Source organism: Cellulomonas algicola (assembly GCF_003851725.1).
Classification (GTDB): domain Bacteria; phylum Actinomycetota; class Actinomycetes; order Actinomycetales; family Cellulomonadaceae; genus Cellulomonas; species Cellulomonas algicola.
Map to the genome: position 1 here is coordinate 1 of NZ_BHYL01000136.1, position 13884 is coordinate 13884.

Annotated in this window: 10 protein-coding genes; 4 read left to right on the forward strand and 6 right to left on the reverse strand. The window is 75.5% G+C overall.

Annotated features, from left to right (window positions below; translation table 11 throughout):
• Positions 1-126: 126 nt before the first annotated feature.
• Both CTKZ_RS10120 and CTKZ_RS10125 read left to right on the forward strand, forming a co-directional pair.
• On the forward strand, positions 127-816 hold the full coding sequence (locus CTKZ_RS10120; RefSeq protein WP_124342837.1) for an amino acid ABC transporter permease: 690 nt from the start codon (positions 127-129) through the stop codon (positions 814-816).
• Positions 813-1676 carry an amino acid ABC transporter permease gene (locus CTKZ_RS10125; protein WP_124342838.1) on the forward strand — a complete coding sequence of 288 codons (864 nt, stop codon included), beginning with the start codon at positions 813-815 and terminating at the stop codon, positions 1674-1676. Before CTKZ_RS10120 ends, CTKZ_RS10125 begins: the two co-directional genes overlap by 4 nt.
• A gap of 129 nt (positions 1677-1805) precedes the next feature.
• Here CTKZ_RS10125 and rny read toward each other — a convergent pair whose 3' ends face one another.
• Complete coding sequence (gene rny / locus CTKZ_RS10130; RefSeq protein WP_124342839.1) at positions 1806-3371, reverse strand: ribonuclease Y; 1566 nt, start codon at positions 3369-3371, stop codon at positions 1806-1808.
• A gap of 297 nt (positions 3372-3668) precedes the next feature.
• Here rny and CTKZ_RS10135 point away from each other — a divergent pair, with 297 nt between their 5' ends.
• Entirely contained in the window at positions 3669-4115 is a 447-nt protein-coding gene (locus tag CTKZ_RS10135) for an Hsp20/alpha crystallin family protein (protein WP_124342840.1), read from the forward strand.
• 236 nt (positions 4116-4351) lie between these two features.
• Here CTKZ_RS10135 and CTKZ_RS10140 read toward each other — a convergent pair whose 3' ends face one another.
• The 5 genes from CTKZ_RS10140 to CTKZ_RS10160 all read right to left on the reverse strand — a co-directional run bounded on the left by CTKZ_RS10140 (position 4352) and on the right by CTKZ_RS10160 (position 9538).
• The gene (locus tag CTKZ_RS10140; RefSeq protein ID WP_235843432.1) at positions 4352-4840 is read right to left on the reverse strand and encodes a regulatory protein RecX; all 489 of its coding nucleotides are present in this window, start codon (positions 4838-4840) and stop codon (positions 4352-4354) included.
• A 104-nt stretch (positions 4841-4944) separates the two neighbouring features.
• On the reverse strand, positions 4945-5985 hold the full coding sequence (recA, locus tag CTKZ_RS10145; RefSeq protein WP_124342842.1) for a recombinase RecA: 1041 nt from the start codon (positions 5983-5985) through the stop codon (positions 4945-4947).
• 291 nt (positions 5986-6276) lie between these two features.
• Positions 6277-7209 (reverse strand): MBL fold metallo-hydrolase, encoded by a 933-nt coding sequence (locus CTKZ_RS10150; protein ID WP_124342843.1) that lies wholly within the window; start codon positions 7207-7209, stop codon positions 6277-6279.
• On the reverse strand, positions 7206-9296 hold the full coding sequence (locus tag CTKZ_RS10155) for an alkaline phosphatase family protein (RefSeq protein WP_124342844.1): 2091 nt from the start codon (positions 9294-9296) through the stop codon (positions 7206-7208). Before CTKZ_RS10155 ends, CTKZ_RS10150 begins: the two co-directional genes overlap by 4 nt.
• A gap of 8 nt (positions 9297-9304) precedes the next feature.
• Positions 9305-9538 (reverse strand): DUF3046 domain-containing protein, encoded by a 234-nt coding sequence (locus CTKZ_RS10160; RefSeq protein WP_124342845.1) that lies wholly within the window; start codon positions 9536-9538, stop codon positions 9305-9307.
• Between the two features lie 93 nt (positions 9539-9631).
• Here CTKZ_RS10160 and CTKZ_RS10165 point away from each other — a divergent pair.
• The coding region (locus CTKZ_RS10165; RefSeq protein WP_124342846.1) for an Lhr family ATP-dependent helicase at positions 9632-13884 on the forward strand (4253 nt) is incomplete at its 3' end.

Sequence of the window (13884 nt, forward strand, 5' to 3'; positions counted from 1 at the left end):
CAGGCCGCCTGCGCCTGACCGTGACACCGGGTGGTCCGCGCGGCGAGGTCGCGCGGACCACCCGGCCGCACCGTTCCGGGGCGTGAGGCACGCGCCCCGGACAGTCCCTGGACGAGAGGAGTGCCGGTGGACGACGGCACCTGGGCGCAGTTCACGTCGCTCTTCGCCGAGTTCGACGTGGTCGGCGCCTTCTGGGTGAACATCCAGCTGACCTTCTTCGCCGGTGTGCTCGCCCTCGTGCTCGGCACCGCGCTCGCGGTCATGCGCATCTCACCGGTCCCGAGCCTGCGGTGGGCCGGCTCGACGTACGTGACGCTCGTGCGGAACACGCCGCTCACGATCATCATCGTGTTCTGCGTCCTCGGGCTCTGGGGGCAGCTCGGCATCCAGCTCTCGCAGGACTTCCAGACGAACTTCTTCCGCCTCGCGGTGCTCGGGCTCGCCGTCTACCACGCCGCGTTCGTGTGCGAGGCGCTGCGGTCCGGCGTCAACACCGTGCCGATCGGCCAGGCGGAGGCCGCGCGTGCGATCGGGCTGGGCTTCGGGTCCGCGGCGCGGCTCGTGATCCTCCCGCAGGCGTTCCGCGGCGCGGTCGCGCCTCTCGGCAACGTCCTCATCGCCCTCACCAAGAACTCCACGGTGGCGGCCGCGGGCTCCGTCGCCGAGGCCTCCGGGCTCATGAAGACCATGATCGAGTTCCGGCCCGACGTCATCCTGCTGATCTTCTTCACGTTCGCGCTCGGCTTCGTGATCATCGTCGTGCCGCTCGGGCTCGCGACGACCTCCCTCTCGCGCCGATGGGCGGTGGCACGGTGAACGAGACCGTCCTGTTCGACGCGGCAGGGCCGCGCACCCGCCGACGCATGGTGTGGGTCAACATCGGCGCGACCGTCGTCGTCGTCGCGATCGGCGTCTGGGTGCTCGTCCGGCTCGGCGCCAACGGTCAGCTCGAGCCCAGCCTCTGGACCGTGTTCCTCACGCCCGACCCGTGGGTCGACTACCTCCTGCCGGGCCTCGTCGGGACGCTGCGGGCCGCCGCCATCGCGATCGTCACGTCCGCCGTCTTCGGCGTGGTGTTCGGCCTCGGGCGCCTGTCCGCCGCCCGGTGGGTGCGCATCGTCTCCGGTGCGGTCGTCGAGTTCTTCCGCGCCGTCCCCGTGCTGCTCATGATGATCTTCTTCTGGCTCGGGCTCGGCCGGCTGCAGATCCTCGCGCCTGACGACCTGCCGCTCGTCGCCGTCGTCCTCGGCCTCACGTTCTACAACGGCTCGGTGTTCGCGGAGCTCGTGCGGTCCGGCGTGCACAACCTGCCGCGCGGCCAGCGCGAGGCGGCGCTCGCCGTGGGGCTGCGCCGCGCGCAGTCGCTGCGCCTCGTCGAGGTCCCGCAGGCGCTGCTCGCGATGCTCCCCGCGATCGCGAGCCAGCTCGTCGTCATCCTCAAGGACACCGCGCTCGGCTACATCATCACGTACCCCGAGCTGCTCGACGCCGCCCGCCGGCTCGGCTCCAGCGAGGGCAACATCCTGCAGTCGCTCGTCGTCGCCGCGCTGATCTTCATCGTCATCAACTACGCCCTCACGCGCCTTGCCGGCATGCTCGCCGGGCGGGTCGGGCGGCGCACCGCCGGGCGCGCGCGTGCCGAGGCCCCGAGCCTCGTCGTCTCGACCGGACGCTGACCGGGCGCCGACCCGCCGCGGGCCCGCAGGCCCGGGTCGGTCGACGCACCCCGACGGCGCGCGGTGGTCGGCGTGCCGACAGCGGGCGGTGGTCGGCGTGCCGACGACGCCGACCAGGATCCCGTGGGCTCAGCCCGCGGTCGCGCTCGCCCGTGTCTCGCGGACGACGGTCACCTTGATCTCGCCCGGGTACGCGAGGTCGCGCTCGATGTGCCGCGCGATCCGGACCGCCAGCTGCGGCAGGTCCGAGTCGACCACCGCCGAAGGCTCGACCACGACGCGCACCTCGTGGCCGGCCGACATGACCAGCGCGCGACGCACCCCGTCGTGCTCGCTCACGAGCTGCTCGAGCTTGTCCATGCGCTCGACGTACTGGTCGAGCTCCTCGCGTCGCGCGCCCGGACGAGCCGCGGAGATCGCGTCGGCCACCTGCACGAGGACGGCCTCGACGGTCTGCGCCGGGACCTCCTCGTGGTGCGCCGCGATGGCGTTGACGACGTCGTCGGACTCCCCCAGCCGCCGCGCGAGGTCGGCGCCGACCGTCGCGTGCGTGCCCGGGACCTCGGCGGTCAGCGCCTTGCCGACGTCGTGCAGGAACGCACCGCGGCGCGCCATGTCGACGTCCGTGCCGGTCTCCGCCGCGAGCTGCGCCGCGATGAGCGCGCTCTCGACCAGGTGCTCGAGGACGTTCTGGCCGTAGGACGTGCGCAGCCGCAGCCGCCCGAGCGTCCGCACCAGGTCCGGGTGCAGGCCCGCGACCCCCGCACGCTCCGCCGCGTCGTGACCCGCGGCGTCCGTGCGCTCGTCCGCCGACGCGAGCGCGTCCGCGTACGCGGCCTCGATGCGCTGCGGGTGGATGCGCCCGTCGGCCATGAGCGCCTCGAGCGCGACCTGGGCGACCTCGCGCCGCTCCGCGTCGAAGCACGACAGCACGACCGCGCCCGGCTGCTCGTCGACCAGCACGTTGACGCCCGTGAGCGCCTCGAAGGCGCGGATGTTGCGCCCCTCCTTGCCGATGATGCGGCCCTTCATGTCGTCGGACGGCAGCGGGAGCGACGTCGTGGACGCCTGCGCGCTCGTGGCGACGGCCGTGCGCTGCACCGCGGTCGCGACGATCCGTCGGGCGCGCGCCTCGGCCGTCCGGCGGGCCTGCGCCTCCGCACGGCGGACGTGCGCGGCCGCGTCGTTCGCGGCCCGGTCCACGAGCCGCCGGCGGAGCTCCTCCAGCGCATCCTCGCGCGTCAGACCGCTCGTCGACTCGAGCTCCGCGACCGCGTCGCGCTCCGCGTCGAGGATCCGTCGACCGGCGAGCGCGTCCGCCTCCGCGAGGCGCGCCTGCGCGTCACGCTCGGCCGCGGCGAGGCGGCGGTCCGCCTCCCGCTGCGCGTCGTCGAGCCGACGCGTCGCCTCCTGCCGGGCGTCGGCGGCCTCCTCGGCGCGGGTGCGCGCCTTGCGGTCGAGCTCCTCGACCTGCGCCCGGTCCGACGCGAGCGCACGCTCGCGCTCCGCGAGCCGCCGCTCGCGACGGTCCGCGTCGGCGAGGAGCGCGCGCGCCTCGTCCTTGATGCTCGCGACGTCCTGCTCGGCACGTGCGCGCTGGGCGGCTGCCTCGCGTCGGGCGACGAGCACCAGGATCAGGGCCACCAGGCAGGCACCGAGCAGCCCGATCACCGTGGCGATGGGACCTGGCTCCACGTGTCCTCCCGTCGTGCGGGGCCCGCGGCGCGCGCTCCCGGCTCTGGCGACATTCTCACCCAACCGGCGCCGGGCGCGGTGCAGGTTCGCCGCGGTGGCGCCCGACTGGTCCGATGACCCCCCACCTGGGTGCCGTCTCGGCCGCCGTGTTCTCCGAGCGCGAACACCGGCGACGAGCGACTGGCACTCGCGCGCCGAGAGTGCTAACACATGAGGTGTAGCCGAACCCGGCGAAGGACGCCGGGAAGCACCCGGGTCGCGGGAGGTCCGCGACCCGACGACGAGGAGGTGAGGGGCGTGGCTACCCGTTTCGACCCGTTCCAGGAGATGGACCGGATGCTCGGCCAGATGTTCGCCGCCGACCGCGCGTCGGCGACCATGCCGATGGACCTGTACCGCTCGGGCGACCACTACGTGCTGCACGTCGACCTGCCGGGTGCAGACCCGGGCACGATCGACGTCAACGTCGAGGACCGCACGCTGACCATCCGCGCGCAGCGCTCGTCGCGCACCGAGCAGGACGTGCAGTGGCTCGCCAAGGAGCGCCCCGTCGGCACGTACGCCCGCCAGCTGACGGTGGGACGCGGCCTCGCGCTCGACGCGATCAGCGCGACCTACACCGACGGTGTCCTCACGCTGACCATCCCGGTCGCCGAGGACGCGAAGCCGCGCCGCATCGAGGTGCAGCACGGTGCGTCGACCGCGCAGATCGGCACGACCGCCGACGCGCAGGCCTCCGCCTGACGACCGTCTGCCCCTCGCGCCGCTCGCCGGCTCCTGAACGACACGCCAGGTGGCACACGACACGACACGCCAGGTGGCTCACGACGGCCGAGTCGGCGGCAGGCACGACAGGAGACCGGCGCACGGCGACCGGTCGGCGACGACGGCCCCCGCGACGACCTGCGTCGCGGGGGCCGTCGCACGTCGTGCGGAGCGCGACGAGGCCGCTCGCGTCGCGCGTCTCGACGAGGGTCGGCTCAGTCCAGCTCCGGCTCGGCGAGACCCGACGGGTCGACGCCCTCCGCCGCGAGCTCCTCACGAACGAGCCGCGACACGAGCCCGGGGGCGTACCCCTTGCGACCGAGGGCCGCGAAGGTCCGCCGCGTCCGGGTCTGGGGGTCGAGCCCCACCGTCGACGCGAGCCGACGACGCACGAGGTGGCGGGCCGCCTCCTCCTCGTCGTCGGCGTCGACCTGCTCGAGCGCGCGCTGCGCGTCCTCGTCCGCGACGCCCTTGCGCCGCAGCTCGACCGCGAGCGCCCGACGTGAGAGGCCGCGTTCGGCGTGCCGCGTCCGGACCAGGCTCTCCGCGTAGGCGACGTCGTCGACGAGCCCGACCTCGGTGAAGCGGTCGAGGACGCGCGCGGCGACCTCCTCCGGGACGTCGCGTCGCGCCATCCCCTCGGCGAGCTGTGCCCGGCTGCGCGGGGCGCCGGTGAGCATCCGCAGCGCGATCGCGCGGGCCACGGACTCCGGGTCCGGCTCCGCGTCGTGCGCGGCGGATCCCGTCGCGGGCGGCTCGGAGGCGCGCCCACGACGGGATCCGGTGCTCGTGCGAGACAAGCCGGGCCTCAGAAGTCGACCGGGGCCGGTGCGTCGGCGGGCGCGTCGACCCGTGCGCCGACGCCCAGCTTCTCCTTGATCTTCTTGTCGATCTCGTCCGCGAGGTCGGGGTTGTCCTTGAGGAACTTGCGGGCGTTCTCCTTGCCCTGCCCCAGCTGGTCGCCCTCGTACGTGTACCAGGCGCCCGACTTGCGGACGAAGCCGTGCTCGACACCGAGGTCGATGAGGCTGCCCTCGCGGGAGATGCCGACGCCGTAGAGGATGTCGAACTCGGCCTGCTTGAACGGCGGCGCCATCTTGTTCTTGACGATCTTCACGCGCGTGCGGTTGCCGACCGCGTCGGTGCCCTCCTTGAGGGTCTCGATCCGGCGGATGTCCATGCGGACCGACGCGTAGAACTTGAGCGCCTTGCCACCGGTCGTCGTCTCGGGCGAGCCGAAGAACACGCCGATCTTCTCGCGCAGCTGGTTGATGAAGATCGCGGTCGTGCCGGACGCGTTGAGCGCACCGGTGATCTTGCGCAGGGCCTGCGACATGAGGCGGGCCTGCAGGCCGACGTGGCTGTCGCCCATCTCGCCCTCGATCTCGGCCTTGGGGACGAGCGCCGCGACCGAGTCGATGACGATGATGTCGATAGCGCCCGAGCGGATCAGCATGTCCATGATCTCGAGCGCCTGCTCGCCGGTGTCCGGCTGCGAGACCAGCAGCGCGTCGGTGTCGACGCCGAGCTTCTTCGCGTACTCCGGGTCCAGCGCGTGCTCGGCGTCGATGAACGCCGCGATGCCGCCGGCCTTCTGCGCGTTCGCGACCGCGTGCAGCGCGACGGTCGTCTTGCCGGAGGACTCGGGGCCGTAGACCTCGATGATCCGGCCACGCGGGAGCCCGCCGATGCCGAGCGCCACGTCGAGCGCGATGGAACCGGTCGGGATGACCTCGACGGGGGGACGCCCCTCGTCGCCGAGGCGCATGATCGAGCCCTTGCCGAACTGGCGGTCGATCTGGCTGAGAGCGGCCTCGAGGGCCTTCTCGCGGTCCTGGGGTGCGGGCATGTTCCACCTCGTCGTTCGAGCAGCGTCCGGCTGCGCCTGCGGGGGCTGGTCTTCGTCGCAGGTGACGCTATGCCCGACCACCGACATCCCGACCGCTCCCCCGACAACCCGTGGACCGGCACCGCCGGACGGGGGCTGTGGACGGCTCGGCCGTGTCACCTGCCGACGACGATACCCGAACACGTGTTCGACGACGTGCGACACGCCGCGCGTGTCGCGACCGCCCTGTCCCCCGGGCTCGGGCGCGCCCTGGGAGGGTGTGGGCGCCGCGTCCGGCGACGACCTCGCTGGTCAGGTGCGCCCGTGCCCCGGCCGGCGGGGCGTCCGCCCGTGCTCGCCGTCCGACGGTGGTGCGTCCTCGCCCGTGAGCTCCACCTGGTCCCCCGGCGTCAGCACGTGCACGCGGCACCGCGGCGCGAACCGCGCGGCGGCGTGGGCGAACGCGGGGCCAGCACGGTCCATCCACCCCGGCGGGAGCCGTCGTGACACGGGCGCGTGCAGCGTCCCCCAGTGCACCGGGACGGCCGCCCGCGCGCCGACCACCGCGCACGCCCGTGCGGCCTGCGACGGGTCCATGTGCCCGCCCGACAGCCGCGGCCCCCACCCGCCGACGGGCACGAGCGCCAGGTCGACGGGCCCGCCGAGGAGCGCGGGCAGGTCGGCCATCGCGGCGAACGGCGCGGTGTCGCCGGCGAACCACACCCGGCCGGACGGCGCGTCGACGAGGAACCCGTGCGCGCTGTTCGGCCGGTGCGGCATCGGGCGGTCGGCGTGCACCGCGGGCGCGAGCCGCACGCGGACGTCGCTGCCGGGCACGGACCACCACACGTGGTCGGGGAGGCCGAGCGCGCCGTCCACGCCGTGCGCGCGCAGCCAGCGCGCGTTGGCGGGCGAGGACAGCACCGGGGCGCCGGGCAGCAGCCGCAGCGAGCCGAGCTCGGCGTGGTCGTGGTGCAGGTGCGAGACGAGGACGGCGTCGGCCCCCTGCCAGTGCGTCGCGTCGGGCGCCTCGCCGCGGCGCCGCAGCAGGCCGGCGTTGCCGCGCAGCAGCGGGTCGGTGAGCAGGCGGACGCCGTCGACGTCGAGCGCGACCGTGGCGTGCCCGAGCCAGCGGACCCGGACCGCGCCGGGTGCGGACGGTGCGGACGGCGCCGACGATGCGGACGGTGGGGTCGCGGGCGAGGTCCCGCCGCGGTCGGCCCGGTCGGCGCCCGGTGCGGTCACGGGCGGAGCCCCGCCGCGGTCGCCCAGCGCACGAGCTGCGCGTGCACGGCCTCGGCGCCGACGAGCATCCGCAGCGACCCGACGTCCTCCCGCAGGTCGTCGTCCACCGGCCAGTCCGTCGGGTGCAGCAGCAGCGCGCGGTTCTGGTCGCCGCCGATCCCGCCGTGCGAGCCGACCTGCCCCTCGAACGCGTGGACGTGGCCGCGGTCCGACACGGTCGACACCAGCAGCAGGTCGCCGGAGTGCGCGAGCCGGGCGGCCCGGACGAGGTCGGCGCGCCCGCGCGGGCCGTAGGGCGCGAGCGGGTCCTCGCCCTCCGGCTCGGCGTCGTCCTGCTCGAGCAGCACGAGGCCGCGCGCACCGACGGCCACGAGCCCGCGGTCGCGCGTGTCCGCCACGACGACGCCGACGGTCGGCACCGCCGCGAGCCCGACGACGAGCCCCGGCCAGCGCTCCTGCAGGTCCTCGAGCACGAGGCGGTGCGACGCGTGCGGGAACCACACGAGGCCGAGGTTGCCCGACCCGACGACCACGACCTCGGGCGCCTCGCCGCCCGCGGTCGCCTCGCCGGCGTCGCGCGCACGGGCGTCGGGACCGACCACGGTCGCGGTGCGGCCGCCGCCGAACGCGGACGTCAGGAGCGCGTTGAGCGGCCCCCAGTCCTCGCCCGTGCCGCTCTGCACACCCGGTGCGGCGGGTGTCGCCATGAGCGCACGCACCGTGTCGAGCAGGCTGCGACCCTCGACGTCCTCGAACGTCGGGCCGAGCGCCTGCCCGTGGTCGGAGAGCACGACGACCCGGTAGGAGCGCGGCGCGACGGCGCACACCGCCTCGAGCGTGCGCAGCACCCGGTCGAGCCCTTCGAGCGAGCGCATCGACTCGGGTCGCGTCGGGCCGGCGTGATGCGCGATCTCGTCGTAGTCGACGAGGTCGACGTAGATCGTCGGGTCGCCGCGCATGAGCGCCTCCGCGACGAGCGACGTCGACAGGTCGCGCATGAGCACGTTCGTGACGCCGCGCAGCACGACGTACCAGCCGCCGCGCGAGATCCGCGGGCGCACGTCGCGCACGCGCTGGCGGCGGGCCTGGTAGAGCTCCTTGACCATCTCGCCGAGCGACAGGCTGACCGCGCGCGCGAGCACGAACGGGCTCGCGAAGAAGCGCAGGAACGACGGTCCCGGCCCGAGCCCGGCGCGCTCGCCGTCGGGCCCGCGGCTGCGCGTGCGGCTCATCACGACGTACGCCGACGCGGCGTCGCCGGAGAACATGGTCGACACGGCGGTGCCGCCGCCCGCGAGCAGGCCCTTGCCCGTCGTGAGCCGGGTCTCGACGAGCGCCGCGTCGACCGGGTGGTTCGTGACGACCAGCCGGCCGAGCCCGCGGTCCCACCAGCGGAACGCGGGGATCTGCGTCGAGTCGCCGTGCAGGAGCCCTGCCTGGCTCGCGGGCGTCGTGGACGGGACGCGTGCCCACCACTGCTCGAGCCGGTGCGTGCCGTCGGTCAGCCAGCGCTGCATCGTCGGCGCGAGGCCCGCCTCGATCGCCTGCTGGAGCACGGGCTCGGCGACGCCGTCGAGCTGCACGACGAGCAGACCGGCCTGGCGCGTGCCGTCGGGCACCGCGCCCGACCGGCGGGCGTGCCGTCGGGCGCGTCGGAGCACGTCGGCGATCACGTAGTCGCTGTCGTTCGCGCCCCACACCCAGCGGGCTGCGGCCATGACGACCGCCGTCACGACGAGGACGGCCGCGGTGTCCCACGCCGAGTCGAGCTCGATCCCGGGGGCGTACGCGAGCGCGACCCAGGCGACGGCGACCTGCACGACAAGCCCGGCGACCAGCGCGCCCATCGCCCCCGCCACGGCTGCGAACCAGCGCAGCGGCGCGCGCAGGAGGAGGTCGCCGACCGCGACCGCGAGCGCGACGACGACGACCCCGAGCGGGGACTGCGCGGTCACCCCGTCGACGAGCGCGATCGCGACGCCGAGGCCGAGCGCGGTCGTCGCGAGGCCGAGCAGGACGTCGCCCACGTCGGCGAGCGTCGGCACCCACCGGCGGGGTGGGCGGTCGGGGCGCTCGTCGGCGGGCATCGGCGGGGTCAGCGCCTCGGCGGTGCCGCGCGGTGCGGGTCGGTGCCCCAGCGGGCGGCGTCCGGGACGCCGAGCGCGTCGCACAGCGCGTGCCAGACGGTGCGCGGCTCGTCGCCGTCGTCGAGCGCCTGCTGCGCGGTCCGGTTGCCGAGCTCCCCGATGACGAGCTCGCGCACGAGCCCGCGGCCCTGGGCGCTGCCCAGGACGTCGTCGACCAGATCCCAGAACTCCCGGTACCTCACGGCCCACAGCCTGCCACCCCGCGCGCGCCGCGCCCACACCGACGTGCGGATCCGCGAAGGGCGGGTGTGGGCGGTGCCTGGCACGATGACGCGGTGGTGCTCAACCGGTTCTCCGACGCGACGCAGGCGTGGTTCTCCGGCGCGTTCGAGCAGCCCACGGCCGCGCAGACGGGTGCGTGGACCGCGGTGTCGGGCGGGGAGCACGCGCTCGTCGTCGCGCCGACCGGGTCCGGCAAGACGCTCGCGGCCTTCCTGTGGGCGCTCGACGGCCTGCTCACGCAGGACCAGCCGGAGGATCCGGCCGCGCGCTGCCGCGTCGTCTACGTGTCGCCGCTCAAGGCGCTCGCGACGGACGTCGAGCGCAACCTGCAGTCCCCGCTGGTCGGCATCCGGCAGGCCGCAGCGCGGCTCGGTCGCACGCTGCCCGACGTGTCGGTCGGGATCCGCACGGGCGACACCCCGCCGGCCGAGCGGCGCGCGTTCGCGACGAAGCCGCCGGACATCCTCATCACGACGCCCGAGTCGCTGTACCTCGTGCTGACGTCGGCGGCGCGGTCGGGCCTGTCGGGCGTCCGGACGGTCATCGTCGACGAGATCCACGCGGTCGCCGGGACCAAGCGCGGCGCGCACCTCGCGCTGTCGCTCGAGCGTCTCGACGCGCTGCTGGACCGCCCGGACGGGCCCGGGCCGGTGCAGCGGATCGGGCTGTCGGCGACCGTCCGGCCCGTCGAGACGGTCGCGGAGTTCCTCGGGGGTGCGCGTCCGGCGGCGCAGGGCGGCCGGACGGTGACCGTCGTGCAGCCGCCGTCGACCAAGCGCATCGAGGTCGACGTCGTCGTGCCCGTCCCGGACCTCACGGAGCTCGGGACCGCCGCCGGGACGGACACCCCGCTGCCCGACCTCGACCTGAGCGGGACCGCGGACCGCCCGCTGACCCGCCCGTCGATCTGGCCGCACGTCGAGGAGCGCGTCGTCGACCTCGTCGCGGACCACCGCTCGACGCTCGTCTTCACCAACTCGCGCCGCGGCGCGGAACGCCTGACCGCGCGCATCAACGAGGTGTGGGCCGGCCGCCAGGGCGAGGACGTGCCCGACCCCGGCACGCTGCGGCCTGCGGCGGCACCTGCGCAGTCGGGGACGGCCGTCGGGATCGACACCCGCACCGCGGAGGCGATCCTCGCGCGCGCGCACCACGGGTCGATGAGCCGCGCGGAACGGACCCGCACGGAGTCCGAGCTCAAGGCGGGCCGCCTGCCCGCGGTGGTCGCGACGAGCTCGCTCGAGCTCGGCATCGACATGGGTGCGGTCGACCTCGTCGTGCAGGTCGGCTCCCCGCCGTCGGTCGCGAGCGGGCTTCAGCGCGTCGGACGGGCGGGTCACCAGGTCGGCGCGGTCTCGCGCGGCGTCGTGTTCCCGACGTTCCGCGGTGAGCTCGTGCCGGCCGCGGTCACCGCCGAGCGCATGCGGGCCGGCACGCTCGAGCCGCTGTCGGTGCCGCGCAACGCGCTCGACGTGCTCGCCCAGCAGGTCGTGGCGATGGTCGCGACCGACGACTGGTCGGTCGACGACCTCGCGGCCGTGGTCCGCCGCGCCGGACCGTTCTCGACGCTCGGCGACGCGACGCTGCGCGCGGTGCTCGACATGCTCGCGGGCCGGTACCCGAGCGAGGAGTTCGCCGAGCTGCGCCCGCGGATCGTGTGGGACCGCGTGACCGACACGCTGTCCGCGCGGCCGGGCGCGCTGCGGCTCGCGGTCACGAGCGGCGGCACGATCCCCGACCGCGGCCTGTTCGGCGTGTTCCTCGCGAGCGGCGCGACGACGAGCGACGTGCCCGTCGACGCCGAGCGCACCGGCGGCCGCGTGCGCGGCGGGCGGCGCGTCGGCGAGCTCGACGAGGAGATGGTGTACGAGTCGCGTGTGGGCGACACGTTCACGCTCGGGTCGAGCACGTGGCGCATCGACGACATCACGCCCGACCGCGTGCTCGTCACGCCCGCGCCGGGCGTCCCCGGGCGGCTCCCGTTCTGGAAGGGCGACTCGCAGGGACGCCCCGCCGAGCTCGGCCGCGCGATGGGCGCCTGGGTGCGCGAGCTCGGCACGCTCCCCGAGCCGGCCGCGCGGGCGCGCGTCGAGGCGGCCGGGCTCGACCCGTGGGCGGCCGACAACCTGCTCACGTACCTGGCCGAGCAGCGCGCCGCGACGGGCGACCTGCCGACCGACACCGTCCTCGTCGTCGAGCGGTTCCGCGACGAGATCGGCGACTGGCGCGTCGTGCTGCACTCCCCCTACGGCGCGCGGGTGCACGCGCCCTGGGCGATCGTCGTGGGGGCGCGGCTGCGCGAACGGTACGGGGTCGACGCCGCCGCGATGCACGCCGACGACGGGATCGTCCTGCGGCTGCCCGACGTGCTCGGCGAGGACGCGTGGGCCGACGGGAGCGACGTCGACGCGGGCCCCGCGATCGGGCTCGACGACCTGCTGGTCGACGCCGACGAGGTGCTCGACACGGTGCGCTCGGAGCTCGGCTCCTCGGCGATGTTCGGCGCCCGGTTCCGCGAGGCCGCGAGCCGCGCGCTGCTGCTCCCCCGCCGCCGACCCGACCGGCGTCAGCCGCTGTGGCAGCAGCGCCAGCGGTCCGCGCAGCTGCTGTCCGTCGCCGCGCAGTACCCCGACTTCCCGATCCTGCTCGAGGCCGTCCGTGAGTGCCTGCAGGACGACTTCGACACCGAGGCGCTCCAGTCGCTCATGCGCGACGTCGCCAACGGGCGCGTCCGCGTCGTCGAGGTGACGACGCCGCAGCCGTCGCCCTTCGCGCAGGCGCTCCTGTTCGGGTACACCGCGCAGTTCCTGTACGAGGGCGACGCGCCGCTCGCCGAGCGGCGCGCGGCCGCGCTCACGCTCGACCCGACGCTGCTCGCGGAGCTGCTGGGCCAGGGCGGCGAGTCGCAGCTCGCGGACCTCCTGGACCCCGAGGCGGTCGTCCGGACGGAGGCCGAGCTCGCGGGCACGGCGCCGGACCGGCAGGTGTCGTCGCTCGAGGGGCTCGCCGACGTGCTGCGCCGGCACGGCCCGCTGACCGTCGACGAGGCCGCGCAGCGCGTCGTCGAGGACCACCGCACGGAGGTCGGCGCGTGGCTCGACGAGCTCGCGCGCGCACGCCGCGCGATCCGCGTGCGGCTCGGCGGGCTCCCGCCCGAGCGCGCCGAGCAGTGGGCCGCGGTCGAGGACGCCGGGCGGCTGCGCGACGCGCTCGGTGTCGCGCTCCCCGTCGGGGTGCCCGAGGTCTTCACGGAGCTCGTGCCCGACCCCGTCGGGGACCTCCTGCGCCGGCACGCGCGCACGCGCGGACCGTTCACGGCCGCGTCGGCCGCGGCGCGGTTCGGCTTCGGCGTCGCCGTCGTGTCGGACGCGCTGCAGCGGATGGAGTCGGCGGGCGTCCTGGTCCACGGCCGGCTGCGTCCCGACGAGCTCGGCGGCACGGGTGACGAGTTCTGCGACGCCCAGGTGCTGCGCACGCTGCGCCGCCGGTCGCTCGCCGCGCTGCGCGCGCAGGTCGAGCCCGTCGACCCGCAGGCCCTCGGCGTCTTCCTGCCGCGGTGGCAGGGGGTGCAGCCGGTGCGGCTGCCCGGTCGCGCCGCGGGTCACGCGTCCCTGCGCGGGGTGGACGGTGTCGCGCGCGTCGTCGAGCAGCTGGCCGGGGCCGTGCTGCCGGCGTCGGCGTGGGAGACGCACGTCCTGCCCGCGCGCGTCCCCGACTACGCGCCGTCGATGCTCGACGAGCTCACCGCCGCGGGCGAGGTCGTGTGGGCCGGGCACGGTGCGCTCGCCGGGCACGACGGGCTCGTGTCGCTGCACCCCGCGTCGGTGGCCGACCTGACGCTGCCGCCGCCGCGCGACCGGGACGCCGACGACCCGACGTCGACCGTGCTGCACGACGGCGTCCTCGAGGCGCTCGCGGGCGGCGGTGCCTGGTTCCTGCACCAGCTCGTCGAGCGCGTGCGCGCGACGTCCCCCGAGGAGACGCCGCCGACGTCGACCGAGGTCGCGACCGCACTCTGGGACCTCGTGTGGGCGGGGCTCGTGACGAACGACGGCCTCGCGCCGCTGCGCGCGTGGCTCGGCACCGGCACGACCGCGCACCGCACGCGCGCACCGTCGCCGCGGGGACGGGCGCTGCGCCCGAGGCTGGGGCTGCGCGCAGGGCTCCGGGCGTACGCGACCGACGGGACCGGGACGGCCGTGGGTGCGGGGACGGGTGCGCTACCCGGCGGAGGCGCCGCGTCGGCCGCGGCGGCCGGCGGTCGGTGGTCGCTGCTGCCGGGCCGCGAGGGCGACCCGACCCTGCG